Here is a 19,103-nt window from a genome sequence, read left to right as displayed (position 1 = left end):
CCTATACTTAAGGGTTCGTAACACGAACTCCCTGTACAAAAATGTTTACAGAATCTACAGCTAATCCAACAGTTTTGTCCAGAGTGTATTTTACCTTTGATTGCACATTATGTGCAACTTCCGAGATTTTCGTTCCATAACTAACGATAATATACATATCGATATGAACTTCTTCCTCATCTTGTCGGACTATTACACCCTTAGTAAAGTTTTCTTTTCTTAGTATTTCGGCAATGCCGTCTTTAAATTGTTTTTTGGAAGCCATTCCTATTATTCCGTAGCAATCAATAGCAGCACCACCGGCTACAGTAGCGATTACATCATTAGAGATATCAATTTGTCCATATTTCGTTTGTAATTCGATAGACATTTTCTTTTTCCCTCCCAAAACTAACTCAACTAAAGACATTTTACTATAATGTCTATTGTTTTAAAAGTAAATGTCATACGGTACTTAATATAATTCAATTTTAAAGGGGGTATGTCAAGGTTTTTTTCTTGAAAGTAATTAACTGAAGTATTGCATTCTCACGGTAGGTGTGATAAATTATTAAAGTATTTCACAAAGACTTAAGACAACTTCGTAAACTTAAGCTTGTTGTAGTTAGGAGGGAATTTGACATGGCACGTAAATGTGTAATCACTGGAAGAAAAACCCGTTCTGGTAACAGCCGCTCTCACGCAATGAACGCTAGCAAGCGTACATTCGGCGCTAACCTTCAAAAAGTACGTATTTTAGTTGACGGTAAACCTAAACGTGTATACGTTTCTGCAAGAGCTCTTAAATCGGGCAAAGTAGAACGCGTATAATGTTACGGCATCCTCTAAGGATGCCTTTTTATTTGAAAATGGCTGCCGCTTTTATAATGGGTGATGATTGGACAATCTGATTCTTTCAGAAAGATCATCACTCATTAAAAGCCTGTCCAACCTATCGTTTCTTTTTATTGTCCCCAGCCAAACCAAAAAATAACACCCCCTTTATAGAAGGTGTCACGTAAATATGTTTTATTAGCCTTTTTTAAACGCTCCGAGCATGGCCCTTACCAAACTGCCCAGAACTTTTGGCAATTTAATTGTATAAAATTTCATAATGCCCCTCCTCTTTACATCCCACAAATTTAAGATGAAGTGGAACTTTTCTATTACAACATAAGCTTTTAAGCGGATATAGGATGAAAAGTATATCCGAATCTGCTCTAAGCATGAATTTTAATCTCTGCTTCTTATCACCATTAATATGCCTTCCTCAAATGAAACATTCCCACAATCAGAAATTAGTTCATTGCTGACACAGAGTGTGGAGCCCAATTCAAGCTTTGCATCAACAAGTGGATACTTAAACCCCAAGAGTGTAATGCCGGTGATTTCTTCGGTTACCGGAAGCAGGGAAATATACTTCCTCTCTTCATCCAAGGTCAAGGGGTAGGATCCTGGCGTCTTCACGGTTAAGCTATTCTGACAATCGACTATATACATATCAATATCCTTGTGATAAGGCAGGATGCTATCTTTCTGCAATAATTGGATATTGCCGAGAAAATGGTCCAGCCGCCCTCCTGTTGCACCTAGAATATGTATTTCATTTGGCTGCTGCTCCATTGCCCATTTAAATGCAATTTCCAAATCGGTTTCATCCTTCTCAGGAGGGTAAAGATGAATATTCTCCATCCTTTTTTGAATCTTAGACCATTCCTCTTCGGATACGGAATCGAAATCGCCAAACCCACACTGAGGAACAATGTCATTTTCAAGTAAGGACCAAACACCTCGATCGACCCCAACCCACAAGTCAGTACTCTCTTTATAAGTCGTTAAATCAGGCCACAAATCCTTTGGGCCTCCAGCCATAATGCTTATTTTCATATTCCGCCACCCTATTCTTAAGATTCTTTACATGTCTGATTGTTTTAAAAAAGCCGATCATCATCGTAGTATAGATACGATAATGTCGGCTTTCTCTCTTTTTAATTTCCACGAATTCTCTGAATCGCTGCCTGGCGATCTTCCTGGTTATATATGGCTGACCCGGCGACAAGTACCGTTGCTCCCCGTTCAATACAAACTTTGGCCGTTTCTTCATTTACCCCGCCATCTACTTCAATTTCAAGATTGGGATTGTACAAATCAGCCATCGCCTTCACTTCGGAAATTTTTGGCAGTACAGAAGCGATGAACTTTTGCCCCCCAAATCCTGGATTGACGGTCATCAATAAAACCATATCTATATCTTCGATAATCGGTTGAATCACGGATGCTGGAGTGGCCGGATTGAGGACTACCCCCGCTTTAACACCAAAGGACTTTATCAATTGAATCGTGCGGTGTAGGTGCGTACACGCTTCTACATGGACAGTGATATAGTCGGCCCCTGCTTTGGCAAACGCCTCGATATAGGCATCTGGACGTTCAATCATCAAATGGACGTCTAGAGGGAGTTTCGTCACCGGTCTGATAGCATCGACAATCAATGAACCAATTGTGATGTTAGGCACGAAATGGCCATCCATAACGTCTACATGGATATAGTCGGCCCCTCCCCTCTCAACATCCAAGATTTCTTCTCCCAGCTTTGCGAAATCAGCTGATAATATGGATGGTGCAATTTTAACCATACTAATACCTCGGCTTTCTATCTCTTATTTCCTCTAAAAATTGCATATAATGTTCGTACCTATATTGTGGGATTACCCCGGTTTCTACCGCTTCTTTCACAGCGCACTTCGGTTCCTTGTCATGGAGGCAGGCCCTGAACTTGCAGTCCTCACCAAGCTTATGCATCTCAGGAAAACAATACGATAGACGTTCTGCTTCCATTTCCGTGAATTCAAGTGAACTGAATCCAGGCGTATCCGCGACGAGGCCAGTGCCCATGTGAATCAGTTCCACATGACGTGTGGTATGCTTTCCGCGTCCCAAATGAGATGAAATGTCGTCTGTCTTTAGGGCCAAGCTCGGGTTTATCGCATTCAACAACGAGGATTTCCCCACTCCGGATTGACCGGCAAACACACTGGTTTTCCCTTCTATTAAAGGAATAAGCTGATTGACGCCTCCTGTGGTTATCGAAGAAGTTTCCAGCACTGTATAGCCTAACTTCTGATAGTCCTTGATATGCTGAGACAATTTCTCTTTTTTATCTTCCGTTACCAAGTCCATTTTGGTCACGACAATAATGGGCTCGATCTCATTATGTTCAATGAGGACCAGGAATCGATCAAGCAGAGCTGGACTGAACTCGGGTTCGACTGCTGAAAAAACAAGAATGGCCTGATCGACATTCGCTATCGGTGGACGAACCAATTCATTCTTTCGTGGCTTGACCTCCGTTACCGTTCCGTCCGTCTTATTATCAGCCTGATATACAACGTAATCACCAACAAGGGGCGTTACCTTATTTTTACGAAAAACGCCTCGACCCCGGCATTGGAATACTTCTTCTCCATCTAAAACATAATAAAAGCCGCTTAAGGCTTTAATGATTTTTCCTTCGGGCATAGCCACACTCCTAATTTGATTAAATTCATTCCGGATAAGTGATGGTTTTTTCCTTTATCACCTGTCCGTCACGCATGACTTTATATCCGGCTTTCTTATCTTTGGACACCAAGAATTTGATCTCTTTTTCTTCAGTTTCCAAGAGCGAAAAAGTATCATAGGGCTCTGTCATGCTATTATTGATGTCTTCAATGAAGATTTGAACTTGCTGTGGTTTACCGGGCTCTACAGGGTCATATTCGATCGTGATTTCCTCTGTCACCGTCTTTGGTGGAATCTCTTCTTTCCCTTTTGAAAGGACCACGCTTACCGTACTTCCCTTGTCCACTTTAGTAGATGGTGCAGGTTCCTGCGAAATAACAAGTCCCTCGGCCACTGAGTCCGTATACACCTTTTTTTCGACGGCAATTTTTATTCCACTTTCATTGGAGTAATCATTCAAAGCCGTCTCATTGAAACCCGTTAGGTTCTTTAATGTTAATCGATCGGCACCCTTACTGACCATGAGTTCGAGCTCCGTTTCCGAAGCAATGACTTCAAAGCCTCCTGAAGGATCTTGATCAATGATCGTCCCCGGCTCGCTTTCATCAAATACCTCTGTCACTGCAACGTCCTTGAAGCCCATCTTATTGAGCATACTCTCGATATCATCATACTTTCTTCCTTCATAGCTAGACAATGTAATCGTTTCTTTACCAATGCTTTGATAGATATCTATTTTAGCGCCTTCTTTGACCAGCTTACCTTCTTTAGGGTTGGTCTTGATGACGAGACCTTTTTCGACCTCTTCATCATTAATCTCAATCGTGTCCCCCGTGACAAGTCCTAATTCCACCAAGGTAGAAATGGCATCATCCAGCTCTTCCCCTTTTAAGTCAGGGACGGTCACTTCTTTAGTGCCAAGCATGGATGGAAAAACGGTAATGGATAAAATGGCAACCACCGCTAAAACCAAAAAGATGGTAACTAAAATCGCGGGCCATTTTATGCGCCGATTACTTTTTTGCTTCGATTTCGTTTTTTGTTTTTTCTGTTTCTTTTTAAGCTTAGTCGTTGTAGCTGGCTCATCACTTTGTTCATCTTGTTCAACTACGCTCGCATTTTTTTCCGGTCCTCTTATGATTGTCTCATCTATACTTGACAGCTGGTCATTCGTGATGATGGGGATGGCTTTTGTTGCATCATGATCTTCCGGAATGACAAAAGGCAATTCATTTAAGCGCTCTGGATCAAGCGAAGTTCGAATGTCATCTTCCATTGAATCGACGCTTTCATAACGATAATATGAATCTTTTGCCGTTGCTTTTAGAATAATATTTTCCACACTTTGCGGTATATCAGGATTCCAACGCTTTGGCGATGGGGTTTCCGACTGGAGATGCTTTAACGCAATGGAAACTGCAGATTCACCTGAAAAAGGGAGCCTGCCAGTTAAAATCTCAAACATCACGATACCCAGAGAATAGATATCCGATTTCTTATTGGCCATACCGCCTCTTGCCTGTTCTGGAGACAAGTAATGAACAGAACCTAAAACTGCATTTGTCTGGGTTATATTCGTGGCACTTAGAGCAAGGGCAATTCCAAAATCAGTGATTTTAACGGTTCCTTCTTTATCAATCAGGATATTCTGAGGCTTGATGTCCCTATGGATGATTCCGTTATGGTGGGCATGGGAGATGGCAGCCGTAATTTGCTTCATGATATCTAAGGCTTTTTCAACCGGAATTGGATAGTATTTTTGTATGTATTGCTTTAAAGTAAACCCGTCCACATATTCCATGACGATATAGTAGATATCATTTTCTTCTCCGACATCATAGATACTGACAATATTCGGATGGGCAAGACTCGTTGCTGATTGCGCTTCCCGATTAAAGCGTTTAATGAATTCATCGTCATTATTAAAATCCATCCTCAGGATCTTCAAGGCAACATCACGGTCCAAAATCATATCTCTTGCAAGGTAAACATTCGCCATACCGCCACCACCGACCATCTCGATCAGTTTATAACGGCCGTTGATCCTTCTACCAATCAACATTGAGTTCACCTGCTTTCGCTTTCATCAATAAATTGAACAAGCACAAGGGTGATATTATCTTCTCCACCATAGTTATTGGCCATTTCTATTAACGACTGTGCCTTTTCTTCAAGTGAATGTCCATTGTTAACCATTTCTTCGAGTTCCACTTCACTTACTTTATTCGTTAAGCCATCAGAGCAAAGCAAAAGCATATCCTGCTCTTCGAAAATGACTGTCGTAATGTCCATTTCCACTTGCAGTTCAGTGCCCAATGCACGCAACAACACATTTTTCCTTGGATGATGCTCAGCGTCTTCCTTCGTGATCTGACCAGAACGAACCAGCTCATTAACAAGCGAATGGTCTTCCGTGACCTGCTTGAATCCGCTTTCGTTATACAAATAACACCGGCTGTCCCCGATGTTTGCGATGGTTGCAAATTTATCTGTGCATATTGCCGCAACAATGGTTGTACCCATGCCCTTACATTCCAGGTTCGCTTCGGCATGTTCAAAAAGCAATTGATTGACAAGGAGGATCTGTGTTTCCAACCAATTTTCAGCATCATTTGCCGTCTCAATACCACTTGACTCTTCCCATCTTTCCTTCAAAAGGTCAATCGTCATCCCACTCGCTACATCCCCGGCACGGTGGCCGCCCATGCCATCTGCAACGATGGCAAGGCGTACGCCTTCCGGATTACTAAAAACTCCCCCATTATCTTCATTATGTTGGCGGACTTTCCCACGGTCAGTCTTGAATATTGCCCTCATAGGGTCACCTCGTCTCTTCTTTACGCTCCTTAGCCCGAAGCTGGCCACAGGCTGCGTCAATGTCACTGCCTTGTTCTCTTCGAATTGTTACATTAATGCCACGTTTTTTCAATGTTTTTTCAAACTCAAAAATCTTATCCCGAGGTGTACGTACATAGTTGCGTTCCGGTACATAGTTAACCGGAATTAAATTGACATGGCACTTGATGTCTTCTATTAAATCGGCCAGTTCTTCAGCGTGCTCTACTGAGTCATTTTCTCCACCGAATAGACCATATTCAAAGCTGACACGGCGTCCTGTTTTTTCCGTGTAGTATTTGATGGCTTCAATCAAGTCAGGAAGCTTATAAGCCTTATTTATCGGCATCAATTTACTTCTCAACTCAGTGTTCGGCGCGTGAAGTGATACAGCAAAATTGATTTGCATGCTTTCTTCGGCAAATTTATAGATTTTAGGAATGATCCCACTAGTCGAAACGGTGATATGGCGAGCACCGATGTTCAACCCTTTTTCATGGTTGATATTTTTAAGGAAAGACATCATATTATCATAGTTATCGAATGGTTCGCCGATTCCCATGATAACGACCGAGCTAACGCGTTCTTCAACTTCATCAAGTGCTTGTTGGACCTTGACGACCTGGGCAACGATTTCCCCTGATTCAAGATTACGTTTTAAACCACCAAGCGTCGATGCACAGAATGTGCAACCGATTCTACAGCCTACCTGTGTCGTTACACAGATGGAATTCCCATATTCATGGCGCATTAATACGGTTTCAATTGAGTACCCATCATGCAATTCAAATAAGAACTTCATCGTTCCATCATTGGATGTTTGTTGGATCAATGTCTTTAACGTCGTGAAAGTGAATTGATCTTCCAATTTATCACGCAATGTCTTAGATAGGTTAGACATATCCTCAAAACTTGAAACGCGTTTTTTATAAAGCCAGTCATAAACTTGGTCCGCACGGAAAGCTTTCTCACCGTTTTCAACCAACCATTCTTTAATTTGATGAAGCTCCAACGAATAAATCGATGGTTTTTCTGGTGTTGTGTCTTTTCTCACTCTTGATGATTTCGTAATCTCTGCCATTACAGCACCTTCTTTCTAAAACTCGCAATAAAGAAACCGTCACTGCTAAAATATTGCGGGAACACTTGCAAGGTATGACCTTCAACAAATGGTTGAACACTTTCGGGCATTCTTTCAGACAATGTTGTATCGCTTTCGAACTCCGGATGTTGTTCCAAGAACGTCGCTGCTACTCTGTCATTTTCTTCTTTGTCCACTGTGCATGTACTATATACTAACTGTCCACCTTGTTTCAGGAGCGGAGCAGCTGCTTCCAATAATTGTTTCTGTATGTTTGAAAGTTTCATTATATCATTATTTGTTTTTGTATACTTCACATCAGGCTTACGACGCATGACGCCTAATCCGGAGCAAGGAGCATCTATCAGGATTCTGTCAAACCCTTCTTTATTGAAGTGTTCCTGAACGTGTCTGCTATCTAAGACCTGCGTCTTAATGTTGTTCCTTAACTTTAGTCGCTCTGCCTGTTCCTTGATGAGCTTAACTTTATGTTCATGAAGGTCAAGAGCATATACCTGCCCCGTCGTCAGACCTTCGGCAATATGCATTGACTTGCCTCCTGGCGCTGCGCAACAGTCCAAAACTGCATCGTTATCATGTGCACCAAGCGCATGGGCGACCAGCATCGAACTTTCGTCCTGAATGGAAAGAAGACCTAATTTATAGCTTTCGGAATGTGCCAGGTTCCCTTTGTAACTGATAATGGATTCCGGCACGAATTCACTGGCTTCCACATCATATCCCTCTTCAGTCAAAATACTGATTAATTCACTGCGGGAAATCTGTTTCAAGTTAACTCGTCCCGTCTGTAACGGAGCCATTAAGTTAATTTCACACATTTCCTTTGTTTTCTCATACCCATATTGCTCAACCCAACGGTTTATCAACCATAATGGATGACTCACTTCAATTGATAGGCGTTCACGGTCGTCCTTGATATCATCAAAAGATGCAACACCATTTCTTTGGATATTGCGGAGCACCCCATTGACCATTGACTGCGTTCCTTTATGCCCGCGTTTTTTCGATATCTCGACAGCTTCGAAAATAATCGCATGATCTGGCACTTTATCTAAATAAACCATTTGGTATACGGAAAGCCTAAGAAGGTTAATGACCCAGCTTTGCGTTTTTTTAGGATTTTTTATATATGGCTGTAGATAGTAATCCAATGTCATCTTCCGCTGGATCGTTCCGTAGCTGATTTCTGTTAACAATCCACTATCCACTGCAGACAATTGATGCTTTTTAATCAAATTATTAAGTAACAGGTTGCTATAAGATTGATTTTTCTCTACAGATTCCAAGATGTCGAGAGCAATATCGCGTACTCCCTTTTTAGTTTGTGTCATTAGTTTCTCCTAACTTTATACCTGCTTTAATGAATGAACCCGCACCAATCAAGTAATTCTTCGCTGGCATTTTTTTCTTACCTGATGGTTGTAGTTCGGTGATGAGAATCGCCGTTTCATTTCCAGTCGCCACGACCATTCCTTCATCAAGCACCTCAATGATCGTTCCGGGGCTTGTTTGAGCGTTCCCTTTAACTTTCTTTGTCTGCCAGATTTTCAGGACAGACCCGTTTACGAGTGTATAGGCAACAGGCCAAGGATTCAAGCCGCGGACATGATTATAGATGATCTCTCCCGTTTTCGACCAGTCGATTTTTTCCTCTGTTCGTTTAATGTTGGGAGCAAAAGTTGCCTTTTCCTCGTCTTGCTTAATTGGGGATAGCTCACCATTCAATAACTTCGGCAATGTGTCCGCAAGTAAATCCGCACCGACCTTACTCAACTTATCATGCATCGTACCGACATTATCTAGTTCTTCAATGACCACTTCTGCCTGAGTTAAAATATCTCCGGCATCTAATTTCTCAGCCATATACATGATGGTGATTCCCGTCTTTTCTTTACCTTGTATGATGGAGTAGTGAATAGGCGCTCCGCCACGTAGTTCAGGTAGTAAAGAGGCATGTACATTAATACAGCCAAATTTAGGAGCTTCCAATAACTCATTAGGAAGAATTTGTCCGAATGCCGCCGTCACCACTAAGTCCGGTTTTAAACGGATGATCTTTTCCAATTCTTCTTTTTCACGGATTTTCTCTGGCTGGTAAACGGGTATCCCTTGTTTGATTGCTTCAACTTTAACCGGTGGTGGAGTCAAGACTCTTTTCCTGCCAACCGGACGATCCGGCTGAGTGACGACAGCAATCACTTCATACCCCTCGTCAATGATTCGCTTAAGCACCGGTACTGAAAAGTCCGGCGTCCCCATAAAAATAATTTTTGTCATTTTTCTTCAAACCTTTCTAACTCTTCCTCTGTAATATATCGGGACACTTTACTTGTAAATAGCACCCCTTGCAAATGATCCATTTCATGCTGGATGGCCCTAGCCAGGAAACCTTCAGCTTCTATTTCGAAAAAATTCCCCTTCCTGTCCTGTGCACGCACTTTGACACGGTATGGACGGGACACTTCCCCATATAGGTCTGGAAAACTTAGACAGCCTTCAACGCCTGTCTGTTCTCCCTCGACTTCCAGCACTTCCGGATTGATCAATTCAATGACACCTGATCCTTCCTCTATCTCTACGACGGCGACTTGTTTTTTCACGCCCACTTGTGGGGCTGCAAGACCTACTCCATCCGCTTCAACCATCGTTTCGTACATATTATTTAACAGCTTTGCCAATTTTTTATCAAAACTTGTTATTTTAGCGCATTTTTGTTGTAAAATTTTTTCAGGAAACATGACAATCGGTAAAATAGTCAAAGCGAAAAGTACCCTCCTAATATAAAAAACAAAACTTACTATATAAAAACGCAAGCCTGAACAGCTCGCGATATCATAACAACTACATCATAATCTGCGGATTTAAATCAATGGAAATCTGCAGGTGATTTTGGGCCGTTTCCTTTTGATAATGCTCCAAAAGCGTTCGTAAATGGTGATAAAGCTCCGGCTCTCGTTTGTATTTTATCAGACATTGGTATCGATATCTATTGTTGATTCGACTAATTGGGGAGGCGACCGGCCCGAGGACGATAGAATCCTTATGCAGTCGCGAACTCAGGAAATTAGTAATCTTATCCGTCACACTCACGGTTTTCATCAAGTCCTCATGAGAAACCGTTACGAGGATTACATAATAATAAGGAGGATAATGGGCTTGCCTCCGGATGTACATCTCCCTTTCATAAAATGCATCGTAATCCTGCATAGCGGAAAGCTCTATACTGTAATGCTCAGGCGTATAGGTTTGGATCACCACTTCACCAGGAAGTGTATGTCGCCCTGCCCTTCCGCTGACTTGCGTCAATAGCTGGAATGTCTTTTCCGAAGAACGGAAATCAGGCAAATGCAGCATCGTATCGGCTGAAAGCACGCCAACCAACGTAATATTCGGGAAATCAAGGCCCTTGGCAATCATTTGGGTTCCAAGCAGTATATCCGCTTTTCCTTCACCGAATGCATTCAGCAGCCGCTCATGTGATCCCTTCCTACTCGTCGTATCGACATCCATCCGAATTACTCTTGCATCAGGGAGGATCTTGGCAAGTTCTTCCTCCACCTTCTGTGTACCCGTTCCAAAGAATCGGATATGGTCACTCTCACACTCGGGACACACAGAAGGCATCCCTTCCTCAAACCCGCAATAATGGCATTTCATTATATCATTAAAGCGATGGTAAGTGAGGGAAATATCACAATTTGGACAGTTGATCACCAATCCACAACTACGGCACATGACAAAGGAGGAATGCCCACGCTTATTTAACATCAGTACCGTCTGCTGTCCCTTTTCGAGCCGATCTTGCAACTTCGTAAATAGCAGTTCGGAAAACATTGAGCGGTTTCCCGATCTTAGTTCTTCCCTCATATCCACGATATCGACTGCAGGCATAGCATTTTTATTCATCCGCTTACTGAGGGTCAATAACTGATAGACATTTTTCTTGGCACGGGCAAAGGATTCTAGGGTAGGGGTGGCACTTCCGAGGATGACAGGGCATTGATAGGATTTCGCTCGTTCAATCGCAACATCCCTTGCATGATAACGCGGATTTTCTTCTTGCTTGTAACTCGCCTCATGCTCTTCATCAATGATGACGATCCCAAGATTCTCAAATGGAGCAAAAACGGCCGACCGTGCCCCTACCACTACTTTTACTTCTTTACGATGAATTTTCCTCCACTCATCATATTTTTCTCCAACGGATAAACCACTATGCATGACCGCAACCTGCTCGCCAAAGCGTTCTTTAAACCGTTTCACCGTTTGGGGAGTCAAAGAAATTTCCGGAACCAACATGATGGCTTCCTTCCCTTTCTCCATAACCGAAGCGATGGCCTGTAAATACACTTCTGTCTTCCCACTTCCCGTTACACCATATAAAAGGAAAACGTCATGTTCGTCCTGTTTAATCTTCTCCTGAATGGGCCCAAGCGCGGCAGCCTGCTCATCTGTTAATGTGAAGGGATTGGATTTATTAAATACACGGTTTTCATAAGGGTCGCGGTATACTTCTTGTTCCAGTTCGACCAATGCCCCTTTTGCCACAAGGGACTTCACCGTCCCACTAGAAGCATTAACCAATTCAAGAAGCTCCTTAAGCGGTATCGGGTCTGGGTGTTCAATGAAATATTGGATGAGCTCCTGCTGTTTTCTTGCATTTCCAGATAGCGACGAACCCATTTCTTTCAATTCCATTGGAGATACTAACGGTTTTATAACCCGTACCGTCTTTTTATTGAGACGGTTTTTCACAAAATACACTAACTCTAAATTGCCTTTTTGCAACTCTTTTTGAAGAAGGGAAGCATGTTCCCCTTCTATCGCATCTTTCCATGATAGCGAATCATGCTTGCCAAAAAGAGCTTGTATCATCGTGGACAGCTGGGCCTTTTTACCGTCTACGATATTGATGACTTTTTCATATTTTGCTTTCATTGCTGCCGGTAGCATCGCTTGCAGCGCCGAAATTTTGAAACACATGGCCTCTTTCGTCAACCAGTCACCAAGTTGCAGCAATTCATCATTTAAAACAGGCTCCAAATCCATCAGTTCTTTAATATGGCGGAGCTTAGCAAATTCACTTTTATCTTTTAGCCCCGTTACGAATCCCTGCACCATTCTGGGACCAAACGGAACAATGACTCGCATGCCAGGTTTAATGACCTGGATCCATTTCTTAGGAATTCGATAATCGAATTCCCTATCCGTTTGTTTTGCAGGTACATCCACTATGACGGATGCAATATCCATTAGACATCAATCCTTTTGCATGCAGGATACTTCTGCCAAAATACTTTTGGCGATATCCGCTTTACTCATTTTTGGAAGTTCGATGGAACGCCCATCCTTATTAAAGATCGTAACAATATTTGTATCCGTGCCGAAGCCTGCACCCGATACCGTAACATTATTGGCTACGATCATATCGGCATTCTTCTTCACCAATTTCCCTTTTGCATACTCTTCCACATTATTCGTTTCGGCTGCAAAACCGACTAAGAGCTGATGAGTCTTATTCTTGCCCAATTCCATAAGAATGTCCTTTGTCCGTTCAAATTCAATCACATTTTCACCAGGCTGTTTTTTCATTTTCTGTTCATGATAGAATTTGGGTTTATAGTCGGCAACCGCAGCCGTCATAATTACCACATCACTCGAGTCAAATTGCTCAAACACCGCTTCATACATATCTGCGGCTGATTCGACGGGAATGACCTTCACCTTCGAAGGCGGAGCCAAACTCACGGGCCCGGTGACCAAGGTCACATCGGCTCCCTGATTGGCTGCCTGCTCGGCAATGGCATAGCCCATCTTGCCACTAGAATGGTTCGTCACGAAGCGTACAGGATCGATTGCTTCACGGGTAGGCCCCGCTGTGATTAAGAATTTCTTACCCTTAAGTGGTTTCAAGCCAACTTCCCCAAAGTATTCTTGTAGATGTTGTACAATCGTTTCCGGTTCTTCCAGTCTTCCCTTTCCTACATAGCCGCAAGCCAAATACCCTTCACCGGGCTCTATGAATTGATAACCAAACGTACGAAGCGTCTCCATATTCTTCTGCACAGCCGGATGAGCGTACATATGGACATTCATAGCCGGAGCTACCCAAACAGGGGCCTCCGTTGCAAGCAACGTGGTTGTGATCATATCATCCGCGATGCCATTGGCTATCTTGCCAATAACATTCGCTGTGGCAGGCGCCACCAGGACAATATCCGCCCAATCAGCAAGGTCGATATGGGCAATGACCGAGGAATCTTTTTCATCAAATGTATCGGTATAAACATCATGTCTTGAAAGTGCCTGAAAGGTAAGAGGCGTCACGAATTGGCGCGCCGAGGCACTCATGATCACCTTAACGTGAGCCCCTGCCTGCGTCAGTTTACTGGTCAGGGCTGCAGCCTTATATACAGCAATTCCGCCAGTGACACAAAGTAGAACCTTTTTATCGATAAGCATGCAAATTTCCCCTAACTATACATTCTATTATTAACTAATTATGAAGGTTTACAGGTAAAATTTCATTATATATGCGCAAGAACCTTGGTAAGTGTCAATAAAGTCCATAACCGCTTTTTGGATTGCTGTTTGTTTGCTCCTATCCAAAATCAAAACAAACAGGCCTGACACACCTTTGCCGCAGGAAGGAAGCAAGTTCCAAAAGTAACGCATCCTGTTTGCTGTTAGGGTGTCAGGCCCGATAGGTCAAGCTTAAGTGTTCAATTATTTTACTTCAGATGAATTATCATATGATAATTTACCAGAATAGATTTCTTCAAGGGCACGACCGACTGATTTGTGAGAAACTGGTTTAGCAATCATGCAGTTATCTTTAATTTGCATTTCTCTAGCACGCTTGGCTGCAACAGATACAAGTGAGTATTTTGAATCGATTTTCAGTAATAATGAATCAATAGATGGATATAACATAGTTTATTCCGCCTCCAACATTTTTTTATAAAGAACAGCAACTCTTTCCCGACGGCAATGTTCGGCAATTACAATTGCATTAATTCTAGCACAAGCAGCATCTACATGGTCATTTTCAACGACGTAATCATACAGATCCATAAGCTCTATTTCCTCTTTAGCCACCTTCATGCGCCCTTTGATCGCTTCCTCCGTCTCGGTACCACGGGTTACGATCCGACTTTCAAGTTCACTCAAGCTTGGCGGGGCAAGGAAAATGAATAGGCCTTCAGGAAACTTTTCCCGAACCTGCCTAGCTCCTTGTACTTCGATTTCAAGAAAAACATCTTTTCCGGAATCAATCGTTTCTCGGACATAATCAACAGGTGTTCCATAATAATTGCCGACGAACTCCGCATATTCCAGGAGCTTTCCTTCTTCAATCAACGCTTCGAAATCCTCACGCTTTTTAAAGAAATAATCTACCCCATCCACCTCACCTTGCCGTGGAAGTCGTGTCGTCATAGAAATTGAATACTCGAATGCCGTACCCGGCTGAGAAAAGATTGCCTTTCTTACGGTACCCTTACCCACACCTGATGGGCCGGACAAAACAATTAATAAACCTTTTTCTCTCATAATCTTTCAGTTACCCCTCTTCTACGCTATCATCTCGATCTTGAAGCCTTGCTGCAACCGTTTCCGGTTGAACGGCGGATAAGATGACATGGTCGCTGTCTGTAATAATAACGGCCCTTGTTCTTCTGCCGTATGTAGCATCTATTAATGATCCGCGATCACGGGCATCCTGGATAATCCTTTTTATTGGAGCAGATTCAGGACTTACAATGGATACGATCCGATTTGCGGAAACGATATTACCAAAACCAATATTAATGAGCTTAATTGACATTTTTGTCCCCCATTCATATTCTATTGTCGCCTTGACAGGGTTATCATAAACCGATTATTCGATATTTTGAACCTGTTCCTTCAATTTTTCAAGCAGGCTTTTCATTTCAACCACTTCTTTTGTAATGACTGAGTCATTTGCCTTTGAACCGATCGTATTGACTTCCCTGTTCATCTCTTGAACGAGAAAATCCAATTTCCTCCCAATCGGTTGGCCTTGCTTAAGGGTATCCGAAAACTGTTGCACATGGCTATCGAGCCTAGTCAATTCTTCATTTATATCACATTTATCCGCAAATATGGCCGCCTCTGTGACAATGCGACTATCTTCAATCATGCCATCAGTCAACTCGGAAAGCTTTATTGTCAGTCGATCCTTATATTGCTTTACAACAGAAGGCGCATAGGTTTTAACCCCCGCTACAATCTCAGCAAACTTCTTTAACTGACTTTGCAAATCACTGGCAAGCCCCTGTCCTTCCTGAACACGCATTTGTGTCAGGTTTTCTAGGGCACCCTTTACTGATTCCATAAGCAACTTTTCCAAATCACTAGGAATGGTCGCTACTTCTTCCATCAAGAAAATCGATTCGAGTTGCAGTATATCTTGAAGCGAAATGGAACCGCCAAGGTTATATTTCCCCTTCACTGCATCCATCAGGCTTACATATTGATCTGCAAGATTCCAATCGATATCAACATTTTTAGAAACCAGGCTTTTCCCTTCGACCGTTATGAAGAGTTCCACCCGTCCCCTTCTTATGTATTCACTCGCCATTTTTTTCACTTTTTCTTCCAGAACCAACAGCTGGCGCGGCATTCGAATCGTATATTCGCAGAAACGATGGTTGACGGTCTTGATTTCTGCAAAGACCTTGACCTGTTCGTTTTGTGATTCTCCTCTTCCATAGCCCGTCATACTGGTAACCATGTCTCCACTTCCAATCAAACATAATGTAGTAACTTGGTATGTTCATTCAATCTATATCAGCTTTTTCACGTCATGATCAGTATAAATAAAAGGTTCTAAAAATAAAAAGGTAATAGAGAAAGACTCTATCACCTAAAAGATTATATCATATTTTATTGTGCTTTTCTTGCTAAAAAGGTTCCCGCCAGTAAAAAAGTTGGGATTGATGACATTCCTACCACTAATAGCCAATCCCTGCCCGAAATCGGAACGGTGTGAAAGATTGCCTGTAGCGGCTGTACATACATGACAGCAAGCATCAACAACAGGGAAGAGAGCACTGCTCCCACTAAATACAGATTGCCAAACGGATTTCTTGAGAAAATGGACTTTTCACTCCGACAGTCAAAAACATGGATCAACTGGGCAAATACAAGGGTCGCAAATGCGATGGTCTGTGCATATGCAAGATTATCAGGATTCGCACGATATACCACATAAAAGGCAATTAACGTCGAGATCCCAATTAAAAAACCACGTGAGAGGATTTTCCAGCCTAGTCCCCTCCCAAAAACCCCTTCATTAGCATTTCTCGGATTCCTTTTCATCACATCTTCTTCAGGATCATCGAGACCCAAAGCCATCGCCGGAAGTCCGTCCGTCACCAAGTTGACGAATAGGATTTGAATGGGAATCAATGGTAAAGGTAAGGCACAAAGCATGGCGAAAAACATGACAAGAATTTCACCAACATTCGATGCCAACAAATACCGGATAAACTTCCGAATGTTTTCATAGATGTTCCTTCCTTCTTTAATAGCCGATTTAATCGTGGCGAAATTATCATCGACCAAAATCAAGGAAGAAGCCTCCTTTGCGACGTCTGTACCCGTGATGCCCATTGATATACCGATATCGGCCGACTTTATTGCCGGAGCGTCATTGACGCCATCCCCCGTCATCGCAACAACATGTCCTTTATTCTGTAAAGCCTTCACGATTTTCAACTTATGTTCCGGGGAAACACGGGCGAACACAGACACTCCTTCAACGATTTCTTCGAGCTCGTCAACTTCCATCGCCGATAATTGATGACCTTCGAGTACACGGTCTTTCCCTCTTAAAATACCAAGATCTTTAGCAATAGCCCTGGCTGTTATAACATGGTCGCCCGTTATCATGACCGTTTTAATTCCCGCATCCCGGCATTCCTTCACTGCTTGTTTCACTTCAGGACGAGGTGGGTCTATCATGCCCTGCAGCCCCATGAAGGTCAAATTCCGTTCGGCCTCTGTCTCATGGAGTAGAATGGTTCCCTTTGAAAGTGGTTTGTAACCCACTGCAATCATCCGAAGTGCACTTGATGCAAGCTCATTCATTTTCAGTTGAACCCGTTCCTTGTTTTCCCGATTTAGCGGGTCCGTTCTACCGTCCACTAAAATCGTATCACTCTGGGCTAGCAAAACATCTGGTGCCCCTTTTACTACGACAAAATGGTTTTCTTTATCATCCTTGACTACAACACTCATCATCTTCCTTTCAGAATCGAATGGAAACTCCCTCACGATCGTGAACTGGTTTGACAAATGCTCCCTCGTCAAACCCGCCTTCATCGCCGCTACTACCATCGCGCCTTCTGTCGGATCTCCGTCAAGAATATATCCTTTACCTCTCTCATTTACCTCGGCTTTGTTGCAAAGAATCCCAAATGTCACCATTTGGAGGAGAGCCTTTTCATTTTTTGGAGCGACCGAAACTCCTCCTGAAGAAAACTCCCCAGTCGGATGATATCCTGTCCCACTTACATCCCATGTCTTCCCGCCACTCCAAATTTTCGTAACCGTCATTTTATTCTGGGTCAATGTTCCAGTTTTGTCGGAACATATCACCGTGGCACATCCAAGCGTTTCAACCGCAGGCAACTTCCTAACAATGGCCTTTTGTTTAATCATCCGTTGAACGCCAAGAGACAAGGCTACTGTCACAATGGCAGGCAAGCCTTCCGGGATGGCCGCAACAGCCAAGGAAACACCGGCTAAAAACATGGTATAAAGATCATGCCCTTGAAGGACACCCGTTAATACGACGACTCCAGTTAAGATCAACGCGGTAATGATTAAGATTTTTCCCAATTGTTCCAATCGTCGTTGTAGTGGCGTTTCCTTGGTTTCTGCTGTTTGAAGAAGGTCCGCTATCTTCCCCATTGCTGTGTCCATTCCTGTCGCGACAACAATTCCAATACCATTTCCTCTAGTGACCATCGTTCCCATGAACGCCATATTTTCCTGATCCCCGATGCTTTCCGCCTCGCCCATTAATGGATCGGAGCATTTCACGGCTGGAATGGACTCGCCAGTTAGAGCTGATTCTTCAATTTCAAGGCTGGAATGGTCGACGATCCGTAAATCTGCCCCTATTCGGTCCCCGCTTGCAAATTTCAAGATATCCCCTACTACCACTTCCCTTGAAGGGATCTTCAGCCATTGCCCGTTCCTTAATGCCTGAACCTGTGGGGCTGTCATTTCCTTTAAGGCATCCAATGATTTTTCAGCCTTACGTTCTTGAAAAAACCCAAGTACCCCATTTAAAAAAACAATGGCAATGATGGCAATCGCGTCGATATATTCACCCAAGATGCCAGAGACCAAGGTTGCCGCAAGCAAGACAATGACCATAAAATCTTTAAATTGAGCGAAGAACAGTAAAATGGCAGATTGCTTTTCCCCTTCTTTCAGTTCATTGAATCCTTGCTTGTTCAGCCTGTCCTTTACTTCTTTCTCATTCAAACCAGCTTTCACGTCCGTTTGAAGCGCCTTCTCCATTTCTTGCTTATTCATTTCCTTGAACTCCATCGAGTATCACACATCCCTTTGAATAGAATGAAATAGGCCCCAGTATACATGCTCAAAACAGGCACTTAGCGTTGCTCACCCTCATCCGCCTGCATACTAA

The 19,103-nt window shown here is 42.9% G+C and carries 19 protein-coding genes; 1 reads left to right on the top strand and 18 read right to left on the bottom strand.

The window, feature by feature from the left end; genetic code table 11:
* Positions 1 to 7: 7 nt before the first annotated feature.
* Positions 8 to 370 carry an Asp23/Gls24 family envelope stress response protein gene (locus tag ACIQXQ_RS06535; protein WP_402868253.1) on the bottom strand — a complete coding sequence of 121 codons (363 nt, stop codon included), beginning with the start codon at positions 368 to 370 and terminating at the stop codon, positions 8 to 10.
* Between the two features lie 251 nt (positions 371 to 621).
* Between ACIQXQ_RS06535 and rpmB the strand changes: the two genes are divergently transcribed.
* Positions 622 to 810, top strand: coding sequence for a 50S ribosomal protein L28 (gene rpmB, locus ACIQXQ_RS06530; protein ID WP_402868250.1), 189 nt, complete (start codon positions 622 to 624; stop codon positions 808 to 810).
* Between the two features lie 201 nt (positions 811 to 1,011).
* Here rpmB and spoVM read toward each other — a convergent pair whose 3' ends face one another.
* The 17 genes from spoVM to ACIQXQ_RS06445 form a co-directional block, all read right to left on the bottom strand.
* On the bottom strand, positions 1,012 to 1,092 hold the full coding sequence (gene spoVM, locus ACIQXQ_RS06525; RefSeq protein WP_034313769.1) for a stage V sporulation protein SpoVM: 81 nt from the start codon (positions 1,090 to 1,092) through the stop codon (positions 1,012 to 1,014).
* A 120-nt stretch (positions 1,093 to 1,212) separates the two neighbouring features.
* Complete coding sequence (locus tag ACIQXQ_RS06520) at positions 1,213 to 1,866, bottom strand: thiamine diphosphokinase (protein WP_402956255.1); 654 nt, start codon at positions 1,864 to 1,866, stop codon at positions 1,213 to 1,215.
* Between the two features lie 101 nt (positions 1,867 to 1,967).
* A complete protein-coding gene (gene rpe / locus ACIQXQ_RS06515; protein WP_402956252.1) occupies positions 1,968 to 2,615 on the bottom strand; it encodes a ribulose-phosphate 3-epimerase in 648 nt (215 codons plus the stop codon).
* Position 2,616: 1 nt separating this feature from the next.
* Positions 2,617 to 3,498 carry a ribosome small subunit-dependent GTPase A gene (gene rsgA / locus ACIQXQ_RS06510; RefSeq protein WP_402956249.1) on the bottom strand — a complete coding sequence of 294 codons (882 nt, stop codon included), beginning with the start codon at positions 3,496 to 3,498 and terminating at the stop codon, positions 2,617 to 2,619.
* Positions 3,499 to 3,523: 25 nt separating this feature from the next.
* A complete protein-coding gene (gene pknB, locus ACIQXQ_RS06505; protein WP_402956247.1) occupies positions 3,524 to 5,542 on the bottom strand; it encodes a Stk1 family PASTA domain-containing Ser/Thr kinase in 2,019 nt (672 codons plus the stop codon).
* A 5-nt stretch (positions 5,543 to 5,547) separates the two neighbouring features.
* Entirely contained in the window at positions 5,548 to 6,297 is a 750-nt protein-coding gene (locus ACIQXQ_RS06500) for a Stp1/IreP family PP2C-type Ser/Thr phosphatase (RefSeq protein WP_402956245.1), read from the bottom strand.
* A gap of 4 nt (positions 6,298 to 6,301) precedes the next feature.
* The gene (gene rlmN, locus ACIQXQ_RS06495; protein WP_402868244.1) at positions 6,302 to 7,396 is read right to left on the bottom strand and encodes a dual-specificity RNA methyltransferase RlmN; all 1,095 of its coding nucleotides are present in this window, start codon (positions 7,394 to 7,396) and stop codon (positions 6,302 to 6,304) included.
* Entirely contained in the window at positions 7,396 to 8,748 is a 1,353-nt protein-coding gene (gene rsmB / locus ACIQXQ_RS06490) for a 16S rRNA (cytosine(967)-C(5))-methyltransferase RsmB (protein WP_402868242.1), read from the bottom strand. Before rsmB ends, rlmN begins: the two co-directional genes overlap by 1 nt.
* A complete protein-coding gene (gene fmt / locus ACIQXQ_RS06485; protein WP_402956243.1) occupies positions 8,735 to 9,694 on the bottom strand; it encodes a methionyl-tRNA formyltransferase in 960 nt (319 codons plus the stop codon). The genes rsmB and fmt overlap by 14 nt, the downstream gene beginning before the upstream one ends.
* A complete protein-coding gene (def, locus tag ACIQXQ_RS06480) occupies positions 9,691 to 10,176 on the bottom strand; it encodes a peptide deformylase (RefSeq protein ID WP_402868238.1) in 486 nt (161 codons plus the stop codon). The genes fmt and def overlap by 4 nt, the downstream gene beginning before the upstream one ends.
* 82 nt (positions 10,177 to 10,258) lie before the next feature.
* A complete protein-coding gene (priA, locus tag ACIQXQ_RS06475; protein WP_402956241.1) occupies positions 10,259 to 12,670 on the bottom strand; it encodes a primosomal protein N' in 2,412 nt (803 codons plus the stop codon).
* 6 nt (positions 12,671 to 12,676) lie between these two features.
* A complete protein-coding gene (gene coaBC / locus ACIQXQ_RS06470; RefSeq protein ID WP_402868234.1) occupies positions 12,677 to 13,879 on the bottom strand; it encodes a bifunctional phosphopantothenoylcysteine decarboxylase/phosphopantothenate--cysteine ligase CoaBC in 1,203 nt (400 codons plus the stop codon).
* 264 nt (positions 13,880 to 14,143) lie between these two features.
* Positions 14,144 to 14,350 carry a DNA-directed RNA polymerase subunit omega gene (gene rpoZ, locus ACIQXQ_RS06465; RefSeq protein WP_402868232.1) on the bottom strand — a complete coding sequence of 69 codons (207 nt, stop codon included), beginning with the start codon at positions 14,348 to 14,350 and terminating at the stop codon, positions 14,144 to 14,146.
* 3 nt (positions 14,351 to 14,353) lie between these two features.
* A complete protein-coding gene (gene gmk, locus ACIQXQ_RS06460) occupies positions 14,354 to 14,968 on the bottom strand; it encodes a guanylate kinase (protein ID WP_402868230.1) in 615 nt (204 codons plus the stop codon).
* 10 nt (positions 14,969 to 14,978) lie between these two features.
* Positions 14,979 to 15,242, bottom strand: coding sequence for an extracellular matrix/biofilm regulator RemA (remA, locus tag ACIQXQ_RS06455; protein WP_034313813.1), 264 nt, complete (start codon positions 15,240 to 15,242; stop codon positions 14,979 to 14,981).
* Between the two features lie 54 nt (positions 15,243 to 15,296).
* A complete protein-coding gene (locus tag ACIQXQ_RS06450) occupies positions 15,297 to 16,172 on the bottom strand; it encodes a YicC/YloC family endoribonuclease (protein ID WP_402956239.1) in 876 nt (291 codons plus the stop codon).
* 152 nt (positions 16,173 to 16,324) lie between these two features.
* On the bottom strand, positions 16,325 to 19,003 hold the full coding sequence (locus ACIQXQ_RS06445) for a calcium-translocating P-type ATPase, SERCA-type (RefSeq protein WP_402956237.1): 2,679 nt from the start codon (positions 19,001 to 19,003) through the stop codon (positions 16,325 to 16,327).
* Positions 19,004 to 19,103 lie beyond the last annotated feature (100 nt).

Source organism: Peribacillus sp. NPDC097198 (genome assembly GCF_044762055.1).
Lineage (GTDB): Bacteria > Bacillota > Bacilli > Bacillales > DSM-1321 > Peribacillus.
Note: the sequence above shows the minus strand (reverse complement) of the source record. Positions and strands in the feature narration are given on the sequence as shown.